13 protein-coding genes are annotated in these 19,861 nt (G+C 56.1%); 10 read left to right on the plus strand and 3 right to left on the minus strand.

What is annotated here, in order from left to right; all coding sequences use genetic code 11:
* The first annotated feature begins 4 nt into the window (after positions 1-4).
* The 8 genes from NH8B_RS20605 (at position 5) to NH8B_RS17285 (ending at position 8,415) form a co-directional block, all read left to right on the plus strand.
* Positions 5-1,099 (plus strand): DegT/DnrJ/EryC1/StrS family aminotransferase, encoded by a 1,095-nt coding sequence (locus NH8B_RS20605; protein WP_014088389.1) that lies wholly within the window; start codon positions 5-7, stop codon positions 1,097-1,099.
* On the plus strand, positions 1,099-2,043 hold the full coding sequence (locus NH8B_RS20610) for a hypothetical protein (RefSeq protein WP_014088390.1): 945 nt from the start codon (positions 1,099-1,101) through the stop codon (positions 2,041-2,043). Before NH8B_RS20605 ends, NH8B_RS20610 begins: the two co-directional genes overlap by 1 nt.
* Positions 2,044-3,168 carry a GDP-mannose 4,6-dehydratase gene (gmd, locus tag NH8B_RS17270; RefSeq protein ID WP_014088391.1) on the plus strand — a complete coding sequence of 375 codons (1,125 nt, stop codon included), beginning with the start codon at positions 2,044-2,046 and terminating at the stop codon, positions 3,166-3,168. It abuts the gene before it with no gap.
* A gap of 107 nt (positions 3,169-3,275) precedes the next feature.
* Entirely contained in the window at positions 3,276-4,253 is a 978-nt protein-coding gene (locus tag NH8B_RS17275; RefSeq protein ID WP_014088392.1) for a GDP-L-fucose synthase, read from the plus strand.
* On the plus strand, positions 4,250-5,077 hold the full coding sequence (locus tag NH8B_RS20615) for a glycosyltransferase family 2 protein (RefSeq protein ID WP_014088393.1): 828 nt from the start codon (positions 4,250-4,252) through the stop codon (positions 5,075-5,077). The genes NH8B_RS17275 and NH8B_RS20615 overlap by 4 nt, the downstream gene beginning before the upstream one ends.
* Positions 5,078-5,098: 21 nt before the next feature.
* On the plus strand, positions 5,099-6,016 hold the full coding sequence (locus NH8B_RS20620; protein ID WP_158453626.1) for a glycosyltransferase: 918 nt from the start codon (positions 5,099-5,101) through the stop codon (positions 6,014-6,016).
* A gap of 98 nt (positions 6,017-6,114) precedes the next feature.
* A complete protein-coding gene (locus NH8B_RS17280; RefSeq protein WP_041703108.1) occupies positions 6,115-6,933 on the plus strand; it encodes a glycosyltransferase in 819 nt (272 codons plus the stop codon).
* 48 nt (positions 6,934-6,981) lie between these two features.
* Complete coding sequence (locus tag NH8B_RS17285; RefSeq protein ID WP_041703110.1) at positions 6,982-8,415, plus strand: mannose-1-phosphate guanylyltransferase/mannose-6-phosphate isomerase; 1,434 nt, start codon at positions 6,982-6,984, stop codon at positions 8,413-8,415.
* 145 nt (positions 8,416-8,560) lie between these two features.
* Here the strand turns inward: NH8B_RS17285 and NH8B_RS17290 are convergent, their stop codons facing one another.
* Both NH8B_RS17290 and gltB read right to left on the minus strand, forming a co-directional pair.
* A complete protein-coding gene (locus NH8B_RS17290; protein ID WP_014088397.1) occupies positions 8,561-9,976 on the minus strand; it encodes an FAD-dependent oxidoreductase in 1,416 nt (471 codons plus the stop codon).
* Positions 9,977-10,096: 120 nt separating this feature from the next.
* Positions 10,097-14,545 (minus strand): glutamate synthase large subunit, encoded by a 4,449-nt coding sequence (gltB, locus tag NH8B_RS17295; RefSeq protein WP_014088398.1) that lies wholly within the window; start codon positions 14,543-14,545, stop codon positions 10,097-10,099.
* Between the two features lie 286 nt (positions 14,546-14,831).
* Here gltB and NH8B_RS17300 point away from each other — a divergent pair, with 286 nt between their 5' ends.
* Positions 14,832-16,352 (plus strand): phospholipase D-like domain-containing protein, encoded by a 1,521-nt coding sequence (locus NH8B_RS17300; RefSeq protein ID WP_014088399.1) that lies wholly within the window; start codon positions 14,832-14,834, stop codon positions 16,350-16,352.
* 334 nt (positions 16,353-16,686) lie between these two features.
* On the plus strand, positions 16,687-18,951 hold the full coding sequence (locus NH8B_RS17305) for an arginine/lysine/ornithine decarboxylase (RefSeq protein WP_014088400.1): 2,265 nt from the start codon (positions 16,687-16,689) through the stop codon (positions 18,949-18,951).
* Positions 18,952-19,068: 117 nt separating this feature from the next.
* On the opposite strand, the gene NH8B_RS17310 is transcribed toward NH8B_RS17305, so the two are convergent.
* Positions 19,069-19,845: a ferredoxin--NADP reductase gene (locus tag NH8B_RS17310; RefSeq protein ID WP_014088401.1), complete on the minus strand. Its 777-nt coding sequence runs from the start codon at positions 19,843-19,845 to the stop codon at positions 19,069-19,071.
* Positions 19,846-19,861: the final 16 nt, after the last annotated feature.

The raw sequence follows: 19,861 nt of genomic DNA on the forward strand, positions 1-19,861 counted from the left end.
ATTGATGAATGATTTTAAAGCTGAACCCAATGAATTAAAAACAGCAATGCTGAACTCTGCGGAGCGCGTCATTGAATCAGGCTGGTATGTTCTTGGAAAAGAAGTAGAAAATTTCGAGCGCGAATGGGCATCTAAATGCGGCACCAATCATGCCATCGGCGTTGCCAATGGAATGGATGCCATTGAAATTATTCTTCGCTCTTTAAGCATTGGCCCAGGGGACGAAGTGATTACGACCCCGATGACTGCCTTTGCTTCTGTCCTTGCCATTTTTAGGGCTGGGGCTACTCCCGTTTTGGCCGATATTGACCCTGAGTCAGCACATCTCTCTATTGAGAGTGTAAAACGCTGCATTAATGCAAAGACAAAAGCAATTTTGCTGGTTCATCTGTATGGCCAGATTCGGAATATAAGACAATGGCAATCACTGGCAAAGTCATCAGATATTTATTTGATTGAGGACTGTGCACAAGCTCACTTAGCAAAGCTCGAAGGAAAAACGGCAGGCTCATTTGGTGTAGCCGGTGCATACAGCTTTTATCCAACAAAGAACCTTGGCGCTCCAGGCGATGCTGGCATGCTAGTAACAGATGATGGGCACTTAGCAAACATGGCAGCTTGTCTGCGCAATTATGGGCAAAGTGTTCGTTATTTTCATCCTGAGATAGGCCTGAATAGTCGCCTTGACGAAATGCACGCTGCAATACTATCTGCGCGCTTGAAGTGGCTTGATAATTTTACTGCCCGGCGCAGGGAAATAGCAAGTCGCTATTATGCTGAAATTACTGCCCCATACGTGCGCCTTATGGCAAAGCCACAAGAGCTAGAAGCTCACGTTTATCATTTATTTGTGCTCCTCTGCCCACAACGAGATGCACTGCAAAAGCATTTAGAGCACCATGGCATCCAAGCCCTCATTCACTACCCAGTCCCGATTCATTTACAAGAATCTTGTTTATCGATTAAGCGTGACCCTGCTGGATTGGAATTTAGCGAGGAACATGCACGTTGCTGCCTGTCCATTCCATGCCATCCCCAGATGAGTGATGTTGATGTCACTCACGTAATTACTTCCATCAATGCTTTTCAGGCGATCTAATGGAACATTACGTAACGCTATTTGATAGCCTGTTTTTACCACAAGGCTTGGCGTTGCATGCCTCAATGGAGCGCCATGCTGGCAACTATAAGTTATGGATTCTTTGTGTCGATGACACCGTTTTCGATCAACTCTCGCAACTTAACCTTGAAAACGTCGCTTTACTTAAGTTAAGTAGCTTAGAAGATGAGAAGCTTCTTCAGGCAAAAAAAACCCGAGCTAAGGGTGAATATTGCTGGACGCTGACCCCTTTTGCACCAAAATTTGTGTTTGATTGCGACAAAAGTATCGAACAGGTCACATACATTGATGCAGACATGTGGTTTTTTGCGAGTCCGACTCCAATTTTTAGGGAGTTTTCTGAAGCAGGCAAAGGGGTTTTAATCACAGAACACGCCTACGCTCCTGAGCACGACCAATCAGAGAACAGTGGAAGATTTTGTGTTCAATTTATGACTTTTCACCGCCATAAAGGTGAAGAGGTAAGACAATGGTGGCAGAATAAATGCCTAGAATGGTGTTTCGCACGTTTTGAAGATGGGAAGTTTGGCGATCAAAAATATTTGGATTTGTGGCCGCATCTATTTGATCAGCATGTCCACATTTTGAAATCAAAAGAGTTTATGCTAGCTCCTTGGAACGCCACACGATATCCTTATTCTGAAGGATTGCTCTGGCACTTTCACGAGTTGCGAATTTTTCGTGATTGGTGTGGTGTCTTAAAAGTTAACTTTGGCCCTTACCGAATACCGCAGCCTACACTTGATGCAATATATACAAAATATCTTTTTGACATAAAATGCGCAATAAGAACAATCATAAAAAACAATTTCCCAATTAAAGCGCAAAAAAAATATTCTGTAAGAAGCAAAATATTGATTAGTCTTAAACTAGCGCTGAGATTGCGCTGGTTTTTACAAATTAATCGAACGGCGAGAATTTGAATGAAACAAAAAAAGGCTCTCATAACTGGCATTACTGGCCAAGATGGCTCATATTTAGCTGAGTTTCTGTTAGAAAAAGGCTATGAGGTTCACGGCATCAAGCGTCGCGCTTCATCGTTCAACACACAACGCGTCGACCACATCTACCAAGACCCACATGTTGAGAATGCCCGCTTCAAGCTGCATTATGGCGACCTGACTGACTCCTCTAATCTGACTCGTATTTTGTCTGAGGTCCAGCCTGATGAGGTGTACAACTTAGGGGCGCAGAGCCACGTTGCAGTCAGCTTTGAATCCCCTGAATACACTGCAGACGTAGATGCCATGGGTACCTTGCGCTTGCTGGAGGCTATTCGCTTTTTAGGACTAACACAAAAAACTCGCTTCTATCAGGCATCCACATCCGAATTGTATGGCTTGGTGCAAGAAACACCACAGCGTGAAACTACACCGTTTTACCCGCGCAGCCCGTATGCAGTCGCCAAACTCTATGCTTATTGGATCACTGTTAACTACCGTGAAGCATACGGCATGTACGCCTGTAATGGCATCCTCTTCAATCATGAGTCGCCTCGCCGCGGTGAAACTTTCGTCACGCGCAAAATTACCCGGGGTTTGGCTAATATCTCACAGGGGCTGGAGTCTTGCTTGTACATGGGCAATATGGATGCATTGCGCGACTGGGGCCATGCCAGAGACTATGTCAAAATGCAGTGGTTGATGCTGCAGCAAGACAGCCCAGACGACTATGTCATTGCCACAGGGGTGCAACATAGCGTACGCCAATTCATCGAGTGGTCAGCGGCCAACCTTGGCATCACCCTGCGCTTTGAAGGCAGTGGTTTAGATGAAGTTGGTATCGTTGCCGCAATTGCAGGTGACAAAGCGCCTGCACTCAAAGTCGGGAACGTCATTGTGCGAGTTGACCCGCGCTACTTCCGCCCGGCTGAAGTTGAAACCTTGCTGGGAGATCCGGACAAGGCTAAGAGCAAGCTGGGCTGGGCGCCAGAAATCACGGCACAAGAAATGTGTGCTGAAATGGTTTCCACCGACCTGGAAGAGGCCAAGCGTCATGCTTTGCTAAAACAGCACGGTTTTGACATCCCAGTCAGGATCGAAATTTGACATTCGCTAGCGGGGTCGATTTGACTACGGTATCAACTTCTATCAATCCTCCCGCTCTCTTATTGCTTTTTGCAGGATAAGCTCAGCCCTGCTTATTGACGACCATTATGGAACGTAATCTCGACACAGTAGTTTATGTAGCTGGACATAACGGCATGGTAGGCCAAGCTATCGTCAGCCACTTAACGGCATTGGGTTACAGCAACATCATCACGCGCACCCATGCTGAGCTCGACTTGCGTAACCAGGCTGCGGTTAACGATTTTTTTTCAGCCCATGAGATTGAGCAAGTTTATTTGGCTGCGGCTAAAGTTGGAGGCATCCATGCCAACAACACTTATCCTGCAGAGTTTATTTATCAGAACCTGATGATCGAGGCCAATGTTATCCATGCAGCCCATCAGCATGGTGTACAAAAGCTGCTTTTTCTTGGATCCAGTTGCATTTATCCCAAGCTGGCTCAGCAACCGATGGCTGAAACCGCCCTGCTGAGCGGCTTACTAGAGGCGACCAACGAGCCTTATGCCATTGCAAAGATAGCAGGTATCAAACTGTCAGAAAGCTATAATCGCCAATATGCCCGTAGCTACCGGAGTGTGATGCCGACCAATCTATATGGCCCTGGCGATAATTTCCATCCTGAGAACAGCCATGTCGTACCGGCGCTGATACGACGTTTTCACCAAGCAAAGATACAGAATGATCCACAGGTAGTTGTCTGGGGCAGCGGCACACCTCTTCGCGAGTTTTTGCATGTTGCAGATATGGCCTCTGCATCGGTCCACATAATGGAATTGGCGGAGGAGACCTGGCAACAGCACGTACAGCCCATGTGCTCTCACATCAATGTGGGATATGGCCAAGACGTTACTATACGCGAACTATCCCAACTAATCGCCAGCACTGTTGGCTATCAAGGGCGCATCTCCTTTGATAGCAGCAAACCTGACGGTACCCCGCGCAAGTTGCTCGATAGCTCCCTACTTCATAGCCTAGGCTGGAGGCCTTCATTCAACTTGGAACAAGGCTTGGCCGATGCTTATCAGTGGTACAAAAATAATCATGACGGAGTGCGCGAGGCATGATTGATGAAAAAATTGGCAAGCCCTCAATAACCATTATCACGTCGACATTTAATTGCTCAGAGCCATTAAAAGAAACGGCTCTCTCAATTAGAGAGCAAACCTATAGCAATATTCAATGGATTATTGCGGATGGAGCATCTACCGATGAGACCGTAGCGGTTATCAAAAGCGAAATCGACATTGTTGGGCATTGGTTTAGCGAACCGGACAGAGGCATTTATTCCGCCTGGAATAAAGCAGTTAGATATATTACCGGCGACTGGGTTATCTTTATGGGTGCCGGCGATGTATTTTATGACAACATGACCTTATCCAAAGCCGCCGACATTCTTTCCAGGATGGAAAATAAAATTGAAATCGCCTACGGCGACGTTCAATTCGTCAGCACGGATGGAAATATTACGTATTATGGCAAAATTAATCTAAACGATTGGCACTCAGCCAGACCAGCCCTCCCAAGTCATCAAGGTGTTTTTCATAGAAAAACGTTATTTGAAAATCGATGCCCATTTGACGAATCATATCGAATTGCCGCAGATTCTAAATTACTTCTTTCAGCAGCAAAATCTAATACCTTTTACTACTTAGGCATCCCCATCGCAAGAATGGATCCCGACGGAATTAGCTCACACCCTAGGACCGCTCGGCTTCTTCTGAGCGAATTTAAAAAACTATCTCATGACCTTGGCTATAAAATACCATTCGCACGAAAATTAAAAGCCGAAATATACTATAATTATCGAAATTTATGCTGGCTTATAGAAAAATCCATGAAGAACTTAACTAAAATCCTATTACATAAACGCTCCACAAACCATCATTAGCTTTCCACTGCAATGAAAATCATGCCAACATTAATTACACCATTCCCCCCCAGCAGCCATGATGGAGGGGGCTGGGTTACTAGACAACTGATAGAGAAGCACAAATACGAAAAAATTTCCTACAGAAAAAATAATACAATTAAAAAAATATATTACGCTGCACTGGGATGTATTACCCTACCATTTATACACCCGATATTTACACGTTTTTTGCCACTATGGCAAACACGTAACAAAATAACAAATACTCACCTCAATTTTTCACAAACTTTTGGAATGGTTTTTTTTAGAAAAAACTGCACATTAATATGCCACGACCTACAATACCATCGTAGCTTCATGCTCAAATGCTGGGCAAGATGGTCAGAAAAACTGCTACTATCACATGCAAAAAAAATACTTGTACTATCTGAACGCGATAAAAAAATTGTAACCCGATATTACAAAATACCCATAAAGTTCATCGAGAATATTGGCCCTTTCTTAACTCAAGAAATTGAGTCTTTTACAAGTGTAACACCACCAAACAGCAAACGCATTGTGTTTCTCGGCTCGTTATCGAGACCGGAAAACCTTGAAGGCATCAAATGGTTTGTAAAAAATGTGCTTCCTTCTTGCCCTGACATCGAAGTCCATATCATTGGAGCTCTTTATGCCAATCATGGAATAGCACACCCCCAAATAAAACACCTAGGCTTTGTTGATAATTTAGAAGAATTTTTATCGTCGACAGACTTGATGATTGCACCCATGCTCTCAGGCGCTGGCATCAAAATTAAGGTCATCGAATCTCTTAAATCCAAAACACCTGTCTTAGGGACAAAATCGGCATACAGTGGGCTGCCTAAGCCTTCTGCGGCCTTTATTTCAGACAACAATGAGCACTGGATTAAAACTTTAAATGATGGCGGCATATTTGTTTTTCCTCATAAGAGATAAGCCATCATTTTTATGATTAACTTTTATTATGCCCGACAAAAAACACCATCAATAGACACCACAATTAAGAAAAATAAAACTTTTGATCAAGGCCGAAAATGAGCAAGAATATATCCGCATCAATTGTTTTATACCAAAACACAATAAGCCAAGTTGAAAATCTTCTTGATTCATTGAAAAGCTCTCAATACCTGCAAATATGTATTATTGACAATTCACCTATTGATACGCTTAAAACGACATGCGAACACTATCACAATGTCCAATATTTTCACACTCCTGAAAACCCGGGGTTCGGAGCATCCCACAACCATGCCGTACGGATTGTATGCAACTCCGAAATTCATTTCATAATAAATCCAGATACTTATTTTAAAAAAGAAACAATTGCAATCATAAGTACATACTTAAAAGAAAACCACGATGTTTGTTGTGTGGTCCCAAAAATTATTTATCCTGATGGCATGCTACAAAGGCTTTGCAAGCTACTTCCATCACCCATAAATTTATTTACAAGAAGATTTTTGCCTAAAGTAGCAAAACGTTTGGATTACAACTATGAAATGACCTGGTTTAACTACGACAAAATAGTTGAAATACCTTGTGCGTCAGGCTGCTTCATGGCCCTGCGCACTGAGTCTTTTCGAAAACTAAATGGCTTTGATGAACAATTTTTCATGTACATGGAAGATATTGATTTATCGCGAAGGCTTGCAGCAATTGGCAAGGTTATTTATCTCCCTGATGCAGTAGTGACTCACGAATTCGCTAAGGGCTCCTATAAAAGCAAAAAATTGTTGTACGCTCATATAAGATCAGCCATTCAATATTTCAATAAATGGGGGTGGGTCTTTGACAAAGAGCGGACCCGAATTAACAAGGATGCAATAGCAAAAATCATGAAGGCATCCGAATAACATAGTACTTTTACTTTGTAGATCACAATAGCTACCTAAGGCTGAATAATGATCCCAATTGTCTTGTCAGGGGGCTCCGGCACGCGTCTGTGGCCCCTTTCTCGCAGCTTATATCCCAAACAGTTTTTACCATTGGCTGGCAGCCGCACTATGCTGCAAGACACGCTGTCTCGGTTGGAGGGCATTGCCGAGCTTGAGCCCCCCGTCATCATTTGCAATGAAGAGCACCGTTTCATTGTTGCGGAACAGTTGCGCCAAAGCGGCACCAAGGCGGCAGCCATCGTACTGGAGCCCCAAGGACGCAATACCGCACCGGCCATTGCGATCTCTGCACTCACTACCATGCAACAGGGCGAAGACCCCCTGCTACTGGTGCTGGCAGCCGACCATGTGATTGCCAATGTCGAAGCATTTCAGGCTGCGGTCACAACGGCGTGCAAGGCCGCCGAAACGGGAGCCCTGGTGACATTTGGTATCGTTCCAACACATGCTGAAATCGGATATGGCTACATTGAACAACGCAGATCTGGCCAGGAGGAAACAGGAAATGGATTACCCCGCGGCGTCCATCCCGTGGCTCGCTTTGTCGAGAAGCCGGATCTCGCTACGGCACAGGTGTACGTGGAAAGTGGCCGCTATCTGTGGAACAGCGGGATGTTCATGTTTCGTGCCTCTGCGCTGGTTGCCGAACTGGAACGTTTTGCACCGGAGATAATGACGGCTTGTGGTGCCGCACTGTCCGGAGCCAAGGCTGATCTGGATTTTTTGCGGCTTGATGCCCAGGCTTTTGCCGACAGCCCGGAGGATTCCATAGACTACGCTGTCATGGAGAAGACCGATAAGGCGGTTGTGGTACCGCTCGATGCCGGCTGGAGCGATGTGGGCTCCTGGAATGCCTTGTGGGAAGTATCCGAGAAAAATGGCGATGGTAATGTAATCAAAGGGGATGTGCTTGCCGTCGATAGCCAGGATAGCTATCTGCATAGCGCGAACGGCCGCTTGATCGCGGCACTCGGCGTCAGCGATCTGGTCGTCGTGGATACCGAGGATGCTGTCATGGTCGCCCACAAGGGCCAAGTGCAGCAGGTCAAGAAGATTGTCGACAGGCTCAAGGCTGCTGGCCGCAAGGAAGCCACTCAACACCGCGTGGTGTATCGCCCTTGGGGTAGCTATGACAGCATTGATAACGGCGCCCGCTACCAAGTGAAACGAATCACTGTCAAGCCCGGCGCCAAGTTGTCGGTCCAGATGCATCATCACCGGGCGGAACACTGGATTGTCGTGTCGGGTACAGCGAAGGTTCTCAATGGAGAGAAGGAGGTTCTGCTAACCGAGAACCAGTCAATTTATATCCCAGTGGGTGTGGTACATGCTCTGGAAAATCCAGGGAAAATTCCCTTGGAACTGATTGAAGTCCAATCGGGACCCTATTTGGGAGAAGATGATATTGTCCGTTTTGAAGATAAGTACGGCAGAACATAACTACCAAGAACAGGCTTCCGAAAAATTTTCCTTCTAGACTGGTCGCTATCAACATAGGGTTCAGCTCAGAGCGCAGCAGGGTGTATCTGGATAAAAAAACCCGCCTTTCGGCGGGTTGTAAGCTAGGCCGAACAAATTCGTTGTCTTACCAGACCTTCAGGTATTCCAGCATTCCTTCGGCGGCCTGACGGCCTTCGAAGACGGCTCGGACCACCAAGTCGGCGCCGCGGACCTGGTCGCCGCCGGCGAAGACCTTGGCGTTACTGGTCTGGTACTTGTATTTGGCGCGGCCCGAGGCCAGGGTGCGGCCGCGCTCGTCCACGGCGATGGAGTGGCGCTCGAACCAGTCGGCGGCCTCGGCCTGGAAGCCGAAGGCGATGACGACGTGGTCGCACTCCAGCACTTCTTCGCTGCCCGGCACGAGCTCGGCACTGCGGCGACCCTTGGCATCCGGGGCGCCGAGGCGGGTTTCCGCCAACTGGAGGCGCAGGCTGCCGTCGGCGGCTTGCTCGATGCCCAGCGGCTGGCGGTTCCACAGGAACTCGACGCCCTCTTCCTTGGCGTTACCGACTTCGCGCTTGGAGCCCGGCATGTTGGCTTCGTCACGGCGATAGGCGCAGATCACGCGCTCGGCGCCCTGGCGGATGGAGGTACGGTTGCAGTCCATGGCGGTATCGCCACCGCCCAGCACCACCACGCGCTTGCCCTTCATCGAGACAGGGGCCTCGTCGGCAGGCAGAGTGCCCAAGTGCTGACGCACGTTGTTGACCAGGAACGGCAGCGCTTCGAGTACGCCCGGCAGGCTTTCGCCATCGAAGCCGCCCTTCATGTACTTGTAGGCACCCATGCCCATGAACACGGCGTCGTACTGTTCCAGCAGTTCTTCGATCTGGACGTCGCGGCCGATCTCGGTATTGAGACGGAACTCGACGCCCATGCCTTCCATGATCTCGCGACGGCGCTTGACCACGCTCTTTTCCAACTTGAATTCGGGGATGCCGAAGGTCAGCAGGCCGCCGATTTCTTCGTACAGGTCGAACACCACCGGCTTGACGCCGTTGCGTACCAGCACGTCGGCACAGCCGAGGCCGGCCGGGCCGGCACCGATAACGGCGACTTTCTTGTCGGTCCACACCACCTTGGACATGTCTGGGCGCCAGCCCGCCTTGTAGGCTTCGTCGGTGATGTACTTCTCGATGGAGCCGATGCTCACGGCGCCGAAACCGCCTTGTTCAAGGGTGCAGGCGCCTTCGCACAGGCGGTCCTGCGGACAGACGCGGCCGCAGATTTCCGGCAGGCTGTTGGTCTTGTGGGACAGTTCAGCCGCTTCGAACAGGCGACCTTCGTTGACCATCTTCAGCCAGTTGGGAATGAAATTGTGTACCGGGCATTCCCATTCGCAATAGGGGTTGCCGCAGGACAGGCAGCGCCCGGCCTGTTCGGCTGCATCGGCGCTGTTCAGCGGCCGGTAGATTTCCTTGAATTCGATCTTGCGCACCGCCGCCTCGACCTTGTCGCCGGGGTTGCGCGGGAGCGTCATAAATTGGAATACGTCACCCATGGTGGCTTCCTCTTGCCGGGGCAAGGCGTGCTTCCGCACGCCGCCCACTAACTATCATATCTGTGTGATTCAGTGCTGGTGCCGAAGGGATGGGGCATCGGCCCCATCCATGATCAATCATCAATCCTTCAGCAGGCTATCGAGCTTGGCGGCCTTGGGCTTCACCAGCCAGAAGTAGTCGACGAAGTCGTCGAAGTTTTCCAGCATGTTGCGGCCGATATCGGAACCGGTGAATTCGACGTGCTTGGCCAGCTTGTCCAGCAGGAAGGCACGGTACATACCCATGGCTTCACCGTTGATCAGGTGGATGTCCACCAGCTCGTTGTTGTAGCGGTAGGCGAAGCGCTCGTTCGGGTCGTAGACGAAGGCGAAGCCCCCGGTCATGCCGGCGCCGAAGTTGTAGCCGGTTTCGCCCAGCGAGATCACGCAGCCGCCGGTCATGTATTCGCAGCAGTGGTCGCCCGCGCCTTCGATCACCGCCAGCGCGCCGGAGTTGCGCACCCCGAAGCGCTCGCCGGCGACGCCGGACGCGTAGAGCTGACCGCCGGTGGCGCCGTACAGGCAGGTGTTGCCAATGATGATCGACTCGTGCGACTTGTACGCCGCGCCCTTCGGCGGGTAGACCACCACGCGGCCACCGGCCATGCCCTTGCCGACGTAGTCGTTAGCGTCGCCTTCCACTTCCAGGTGCAGGCCGGGCGCGTTCCAGACGCCAAAGCTCTGCCCGGCCGAACCGGTGAACTTGACGGTCAGGCAGCCTTCCGGCAGGCCGGCCGCCCCATGCGCCTTGGCGATTTCACCGGACAGACGGGCGCCGATGGAGCGGTGGATGTTCTCGATCGGGTACTCCAGGCGCAGCATCTGCTTGGCCTGGATCGCCGGCAGGGCATCCTTGACGATGGCTTCGGCCAACTCGCCCTTGTCGAACGACGGGTTGCGGTCATCGACGCAGAAGCGCGGTTCGCTGTCCGGAATGGAGCCCTGGTTCAGCAGCGGAGACAGGTCGAGACGCTGCTGGCGCTCGCTCTGGCCCTGCAACAGACCCATCAGGTCCATGCGGCCGATCAGTCCTTCCATGGTGCGCACGCCGAGCTTGGCCATCCACTCGCGGGTTTCGCGGGCGATGAACAGGAAGTAGTTCATCACCATTTCCGGCAGGCCGATGAAGTACTTGGAGCGCAGCTTCATTTCCTGCGTGGCGACGCCGGTTGCGCAGTTGTTGAGGTGGCAGATCCGCAAGTACTTGCAACCCAGCGCCACCATCGGGCCGGTACCGAAGCCGAACGATTCGGCGCCGAGGATGGCAGCCTTGACCACGTCGAGGCCGGTCTTCAGGCCACCGTCGGTCTGCACCCGTACGCGGCCGCGCAGACCGTTGGCGCGCAGCACCTGCTGGGCTTCGGAGAGGCCCAGTTCCCACGGCGTGCCGGCGTACTTGACCGAGGTCAGCGGGCTGGCGCCGGTACCGCCGTCGTAGCCGGAGATGGTGATCAGGTCGGCGTAGGCCTTGGCCACGCCGGCGGCGATGGTGCCAACACCCGGTTCGGCCACCAGTTTCACCGACACCAACGCGTCGGGGTTGACCTGCTTCAGGTCGAAGATCAGCTGGGCCAGGTCTTCGATCGAGTAGATGTCGTGGTGCGGCGGCGGCGAAATCAGGCTGATGCCCGGCTTGGAGTGACGCAGCTTGGCGATCAGCGGCGACACCTTGTCGCCCGGCAGCTGGCCGCCCTCGCCCGGCTTGGCGCCCTGCGCCACCTTGATCTGCAGCACTTCGGCGTTGACCAGGTAATGCGGGGTGACACCGAAGCGGCCGGAGGCGACCTGCTTGATCTTCGACATCTTCTCGGTGCCGTAGCGCGCCTGGTCTTCGCCACCCTCACCGGAGTTGGAGCGGCCGCCGAGGCGGTTCATGGCGGTGGCCAGCGCCTCGTGCGCTTCCGGCGACAGCGCGCCCAGCGACATACCGGCGGAGTCGAAACGTTTGACGATGGACTCGACCGACTCGACTTCGTCGAGCGGGATCGGGTTGTCGGCCAGCTTGAGCTGCATCAGGTCGCGGATCATCGCCACCGGACGCTCGTTGACCAGCTCGGCGTACTTCAGGTAGGCGTTGTAGTCGTCGTTCTGCACGGCCTTCTGCAGCTGCATCACCACGTCAGGGTTGTAGGCGTGGTATTCCTCGCCGTGCACGTACTTCAGCAGGCCACCCTGCGTGATCGAACGCATCGGGTTGAAGGCGAGGCGAACCAGCTTCTGCTGGTCGTCTTCGAAATCCTCGAAGTTGGCGCCGGAGACGCGGCTCACGGTGCCTTTCAGGCACAGCTCGACGACTTCCTCGTGGATGCCGACGGCTTCGAACAGCTGCGCGCCGCGGTAGGAGGCAACGGTCGAGATCCCCATCTTCGACAGCACCTTCAGCAGGCCCTTGTTGATGCCCTTGCGGTAGTGCTGCAGCGCTTCGTTGGTCTTCAGCTCGACCTCGCCCGACTGCACCAGTTCGGCGATGATCTGGTAGGCGAGGTAGGGGTAGACGGCGGTCGCACCATAGCCCAGCAGACACGCAATCTGGTGTGCGTCACGCGCGGTGCCGGTTTCCACCACGATATTGCTCTTGCAGCGCAGGCCGGCATCGATCAGAGCGTGGTGCACGGCACCGGTGGCGAACAGCGCATGGATCGGCAGGCGGCCGTCACCGAGGGTGCGGTCGGATAGCACCACCACCACGGTGCCCTCGCGCACGGCGTCAACCACGTGCTGGCACAGGCGCTCGATGGCCGCCTTCAGGCCGCCCTCGGACGGGTCGTAGCACAGGTCGAAGGAGGTCGACTTGAGGTAGCTTTCCGGACGCGTGGTGACACGCACGAACTTTTCGTGAGACAGCACCGGCGAGCGCACTTCGAGACGCTTGGCGTGCTCGGCGCTCTCTTCGAACATGTTGCGCTCAGGACCGAACACGGTGTTGAGCGACATCACCACCGCTTCGCGGATCGGGTCGATCGGCGGGTTGGTGACCTGGGCGAACTGCTGGCGCAGGAAATCGAACGGCGAGCGGACCTTTTGCGACAGCACGGCCATCGGGGTGTCGTCACCCATGGAACCAATGGCTTCCTGGCCGTCATCGGCCAGCACGCGCAGCACCTGATCGCGCTCTTCGAAGCTGACGTTGAACAGCTTCTGATACTTGAGCAGCTCGTCCTTCGGCATCGCTTCGAGGGAGGAGTCATCCTCAATCGAGAGCTCGAGATACTTGCCGCTGTCCTTGATCCACTGGCGGTATGGCTTGGCACTCTTCAGCTGGGCATCGATGTCTTCCGGCATCAACAGTTCGCCGGTGGTGAGGTCGGCGGCGAACAGTTGGCCCGGCTTGACGCGGCCCTTGCGCACGACTTCTTCCGGCTTGTAGTCCCATACCCCCACTTCGGAGGCGATGGTGAGGATGTTGTCGCGGGTCAGCACCCAGCGCGCCGGGCGCAAGCCGTTGCGGTCGAGCAGACAGGCGGCGTAGCGGCCGTCGGTCAGCACGATGCCGGCCGGACCGTCCCACGGCTCCATGTGCATCGAGTTGAATTCGTAGAAGGCGCGCAGGTCCTTGTCGGTGGAGTCGACGTTCTGCCAGGCCGGCGGCACCAGGAGGCGCAGCGCGCGGAACAGCGGAATGCCGCCCATCAGCAGGCCTTCGAGCATGTTGTCGAGGCTCATCGAGTCGGAGCCGTCGGTCTGCACGATCGGGCGGATGGCGTCCATGTCGAGATGCGGCGTCGACATGATGCGCTCGCGCGCCTTGGACCAGTAGCGGTTGCCCTGCACCGTGTTGATCTCGCCGTTATGGGCGAGGAAGCGGAACGGCTGAGCCAGCTTCCACTGCGGCCAGGTGTTGGTGGAGAAGCGCTGGTGGAACACCGCCAGGCTGGCCTCGAAACGCTCGTCCTGCAGATCGAGGAAGAACTTCGGCAGGTTTTCCGGCGTGACCAGGCCCTTGTAGGACAGGGTGTGCGGCGACAGGGTCGGCAAGTAGAAATAACCGTCTTCGGCCTTGTTGGCCTTCTCGGCCTGGCGGCGCGCCATGTACAGGCGGCGCTGGAAGCTGGCGTCGTCCATGCCGAACGGACAGTTCACGAACACCTGCACCATGGAGGGCAGGGTCTTGATGGCGTATTCGCCACAAGCCGAGACGTCCACCGGCACGGTGCGGAAGCCGGCCACTTCGAGTTCCTGCGCTTCGAGGAACTCTTTCAGGCGACGCAGGCTGCGCTGGCCCTGCTCCTGCTCCGGATGGTGGAACACCAGACCGGCGGCGTAGCTCGCCTTGAGGGCAATGCCGGCCTCGTGGGCGACTTCGCGCAGAAAGCCGTCGGGTTTGCGGAACAACAGGCCGCAACCGTCGCCCGATTTGCCGTCGGCAGCCACCGCACCGCGATGGGTCAGTTTGGCGAGCGAGGAAATTGCGGTCTGCACCAGCCAATGACTCGGTTTGTCCTCCAGTTGGGCGATCAAACCAAAGCCACAGCTATCCTGCTCGAAATCCGGGCGGTACAAGGTGCCCTGCAGCCATTGCTGTCTTTCCATACCATCTACCTGATTATAATGTGAAGCGAATGTCTTTGATTCTAAGGTCAAGGCGCGCCCTCCTGCAACCGCTTTTTGTGCGGCGCATAATTGCTTTTAAATCAAAGCATTACGCGGTTTTTTTTGACAAAAAAATTGGGAAATCCGGATTTTTTCAAAGAATTATTTTTCATCTTTGTGACACGGATTTTCATATAAACGACACAAAAAGCACCATTTTGGTGCCATGCGTGGTGCACGTGCATCACCTTGGTTCACGCCATGTCTGACAATATACAATCTGGCCATGCCCAGCTCTAAACCCTCCCCCGCCGCCCTGGATTTCGTCCGGCAGCTGGCCGACCAGGCATTCGCCCGATCGGCGGGCGCACCGCTGATCAATGGCAACACCATTGACCTGCTTTTCGACAGCCGCGAGAACTTCCCGGCCTGGGAGGCGGCGCTGTCGGGAGCCTGCGATTCGATCCTGATCGAAATCTATATCTTCGCCGACGACAGCTTCGGCCAACGTATCCGGGAAATCCTGATCGAGCAAGCTACCAAGGGGGTACAGGTGCGCTTGCTGGTGGACTGGTTGGGCAGCTGGAAGGCGCACTTGCGAGGCTTCTTCAAGCCCCTACAGGCCGCCGGTGCCGAGGTGCGTACCTACAACCGGCCGAGCCTGTCGGGCGGCAGCAGCCCGCTGGGACGCAACCATCGCAAACTGATCATCGTCGACGGGGCGGAGGCGTTCATCTCCGGGCTGGGCATCAGCTCGCGCTGGGAGGGCAAACCGGCCAAGGGGGGGGAGCCGTGGCGCGATACTGGTGCACGGCTCAACGGCCCGGTGCTACAGGATGCTATCGACGCCTTCGCCGACAGTTGGGCCAGTTGCGGCGACGCGCTGGACGAATCGCTGCGCCAGGCGAGCCACAGCATGAGCGGCGGCAGCGTGGCGGCGCGGCTGATCGCCACCACCCCGGCCACCGCCAACCTGATGCGGCTGGACCTCTTGATCGCCAGCTTCGCGCGCCGCTCGCTGTGGCTGACCGATGCCTATTTCATGGGCACCAGCACCTACCTGACGGCATTGCAGAACGCGGCGAAGGATGGGGTCGACGTGCGCCTGCTGGTGCCGCGCTCGAGCGACATCGGCTGGATCGCCACGGTCTCGCGTACCTTGTACCGGCCGCTGCTGGAAGCCGGGGTGCGGGTGTTCGAGTGGGACGGACCGATGATCCACGCCAAGACCGCGGTGGCGGACGGGCGCTGGGCGCGCCTGGGCTCGTCCAACCTGAACCTGTCGAGCTGGCTTGCCAACCGCGAAATCGACGTGGCCGTGGAGGACGAGGAGATCGCCGGCAAGCTCGCCGACAAGTTTCTCGACGACCTGGAGCACGCCACCGAGGTGCGGCTCTCGGCGCACCGCCACCGCCCGGTACTGAGCCGGCCGCGCCAGCGCGACTACCAGAGCCTGCTGTTGCCCAAGCCGGGCGCTGCGGCGTTAGGTGCCTCGGCGGCCGCGCGCCAGGCGGCGCGCATCGGCGATGCGCTGGGGGCGGCAGTACGCGGTACGCGCACCGTGGAAGCCAGCGAAGCCAGCTCCTTCCTGACCATCGGCGCCGCGCTGCTGCTGCTGGCCCTGGTCAGCGCCTTGTTCCCCTACCTGATCGCCGGGCCGCTGGCGCTCTTGCTGTTGCTCTCGGGCGGGGCGGTGGTGCTGAAAGCGTTGGGGCTGTACCGGGCGCGGTGGAAAAAAAAGCGACAACCGCCGGGCACCTTGGAGCCTCATCCGGAGTCTGAGGATAAACCGCCCCCGGAGGGCTGAAAGGCCCGTTAAACGGTCGATTCCGCCCCCCCTGCCAGCCCGGTGCGGAGGGCCTTGGCCAGCGTGATCCGGCGTGGCGGCGAGGCGCGTAAAAACACGCTTTCCGTAGTGCAACATTGTTCACGATTATCCGCTACACTACGCGCTTTTCTTTCGGGTTGACCTAAGCCGGCTGGCGAAACGATTGCCAAAGGACGGGTTTAGCGTCGTGCGTCCGCAGTGACAAAACGACGGTGAACACCCCCCTACCAATCCCATGCGTACCGCGGTGCTAAGCGCCCTTTATCCCAGCGTGCCGGTGACGTTCCGGTACGCCGTGTATGAGGACACAGGCATGCGTTTCCATTTCCCCATCGTCATCATCGACGAAGACTTCCGTTCCGAAAACACCAGCGGCTCCGGCATCCGCGAGCTGGCCGCTGCGATGGAGAAGGAAGGCATGGAAGTCGTGGGTTATACCAGCTACGGCGATCTGACGTCGTTTGCCCAGCAGCAGAGCCGCGCCGCCGGCTTCATCCTGTCGATCGACGACGAGGAGTTTGGCTCCGGCACGCCGGAAGAGGCGCTGGATGCGCTGGCCAATCTGCGCAACTTCGTGGCCGAGATTCGCCGCCGCAACCCGGATATCCCGCTCTACCTGTACGGCGAGACGCGCACGGCGCGCCACATCCCCAACGACATCCTGCGCGAGCTGCATGGTTTCATCCACATGCACGAGGACACCCCGGAGTTCGTGGCGCGCCACATCATCCGCGAAGCCAAATCGTACCTGGACACGCTGGCGCCGCCGTTCTTCCGCGCCCTGGTGCATTACGCCCACGACGGTTCCTATTCCTGGCACTGCCCGGGCCACTCCGGCGGCGTGGCGTTCCTGAAGAGCCCGGTGGGCCAGATGTTCCACCAGTTCTTCGGCGAGAACATGCTGCGTGCCGACGTGTGCAACGCGGTGGACGAGCTGGGCCAGCTGCTGGACCACACCGGCCCGGTGGCGGCGTCCGAGCGCAACGCCGCGCGCATCTTCAGCGCCGACCACCTGTTCTTCGTCACCAACGGCACCTCGACCTCGAACAAGATCGTCTGGCACTCCACCGTCGCCGCCGGCGACATCGTGCTGGTGGACCGCAACTGCCACAAGTCGAACCTGCACGCCATCATGATGACCGGGGCGATCCCGGTGTTCCTGATGCCGACGCGCAACCATTACGGCATCATCGGCCCGATTCCGAAGTCCGAATTCCAGCTCGACAATATCAAGAAAAAGATCCTGGCCAACCCGTTCGCGCGCGAGGCGCTGGAAAAGAACCCGGGCGCCAAGCCGCGCATCCTGACCATCACCCAGTCCACCTACGACGGCATCCTGTACAACGTCGAGGAGATCAAGAGCATGCTGGACGGCGAAGTCGACACCCTGCACTTCGATGAAGCCTGGCTGCCGCACGCGAGCTTCCACGACTTCTACGGCGACTTCCACGCCATCGGCGAGGGCCGTCCGCGCTGCAAGGACTCGATGATCTTCTCCACCCAGTCCACCCACAAGCTGTTGGCCGGCATCTCGCAGGCCTCGCAGATCCTGGTGCAGGACCCGCAGAACCGTCAGCTCGACACCGCCTGGTTCAACGAAGCCTACCTGATGCACACCTCGACCAGCCCGCAGTACGCGATCATCGCCAGCTGCGACGTGGCGGCGGCGATGATGGAGCAGCCGGGCGGCCAGGCACTGGTGGAGGAATCGCTGGTGGAGGCGCTGGACTTCCGCCGCGCCATGCGCAAGGTGGACGAGGAGTACGGCCACGACTGGTGGTTCAAGGTGTGGGGCCCGAACGAACTGTCCGACGACGGCATCTGCGACCCGGCCGACTGGGAACTGGAGCCGGACGAGCGCTGGCACGGCTTTGCCGGCATCGAGGAAGGCTTCAACCTGCTCGACCCGATCAAGGCCACCATACTCACCCCGGGCCTGGACGTGGACGGCAGCTTCGAAGAGATGGGCATCCCGGCCGCCATCGTCACCAAGTACCTGACCGAGCACGGCGTGGTGGTGGAGAAGACCGGCCTGTACAGCTTCTTCATCATGTTCACCATCGGCATCACCAAGGGCCGCTGGAACACGCTGATCTCGCTGCTGCAGCAGTTCAAGGACGATTTCGACAAGAACCAGCCGATGTGGCGCATCATGCCGGAGTTCGTCGCCAAGTACCCGCAGTACGAGCGCGTCGGCCTGCGCGAGCTGTGCCAGCGCATTCACCAGCTGTACAGCAAGCACGACATCGCGCGCCTGACCACCGAGATTTACCTGTCCGAGATGGAGCCGGCGATGCGTCCGGCCGACGCCTTCGCCAAGATGGCGCACCGCGAGATCGAGCGCGTGCCGGTAGAGGAACTGGAAGGCCGCGTCACCTCGGTGCTGCTGACGCCGTACCCGCCGGGCATCCCGCTGCTGATCCCGGGCGAGCGCTTCAACCGCACCATCGTCGACTACCTGCGCTTCGCCCAGGAGTTCAACGGCGAACTGCCGGGTTTCGAAACCGACGTGCACGGCCTGGTGGCGATGGAAAAGAACGGCAAGAAGGTGTATTGCGTGGATTGCGTGAAGCAGTAAGCCGCCGCACTCACGGAAAACCAACGGCCTCCCCTGCGGGAGGCCGTTTTGTTTTATACGGGCCGGGACGGGGGCGCCCCCGGCGTCTGGCCGGAACGCTGGCGAACCGCCAGGCGCTTACCAGCCATTCTCCAGCGCCAGCTGGGCCGGGGCCGACAGTCGGCTCAAGGCATAGCCCATGCCCTTGAGCTGGCGATGGGTGTCTTCGACCATCTGCGGGCTGCCGCAGATCATGAGGCGCGAGCGCTCCGGTGACAGCATCACACCGGCGGCGCGCTCCAGGGTGCCGTCGGCCAGCATAGCCGGGATGCGTTGCGACAGGGTGCCGGGGAGCGTTTCGCGCGTCACCACCGGCAGGTAGTGCAGCTTGTGGCCGTGCTCGGCCCACAGCGGGTGCTGCCGCAGCGCCGCGATCTCAGCCTGGTAGCTCAGCTCCGCCGCCTCGCGCACGCTGTGCACCAGCACGATGTGACGGAAGCGCTGCCATACCGCGGTCTCGTGCAGGATGGACAGATAGGGCCCGAGCGCGGTGCCGGTGGCGAGCAGCCACAGGTCTTCGCCGTCGGGGAAGCGGTCGGTGGTGAAAAAGCCGTTCGGGGTCTTGTCGACCAGGATCTGGTCGCCGACCTCGAGACGCGCCAGGCGCGGCGTGAATTCCCCTTCAGGCACCACGATGGAATAGAACTCGAGGTAGTCGTCCCAGCTCGCCGAAACGATGGAATAGGCGCGCCAGACGAAACCGGTCTCGGAGATCTGCAGGCCGAGCCGGGCAAACTGTCCGGGGGTGAAGCGGAAGGCGGGATCGCGACTGAGGCGGAAGCTGATCAAGCGGTCGGTCCAGTGATGTTTCCACAGGATACGCTCGGCGGTGTACTTCGCGGCGAGAGCTGGCATGGCGGTTCTCCGTAAT

Source organism: Pseudogulbenkiania sp. NH8B, from assembly GCF_000283535.1.
Classification (GTDB): Bacteria; Pseudomonadota; Gammaproteobacteria; order Burkholderiales; family Chromobacteriaceae; genus Pseudogulbenkiania; species Pseudogulbenkiania ferrooxidans.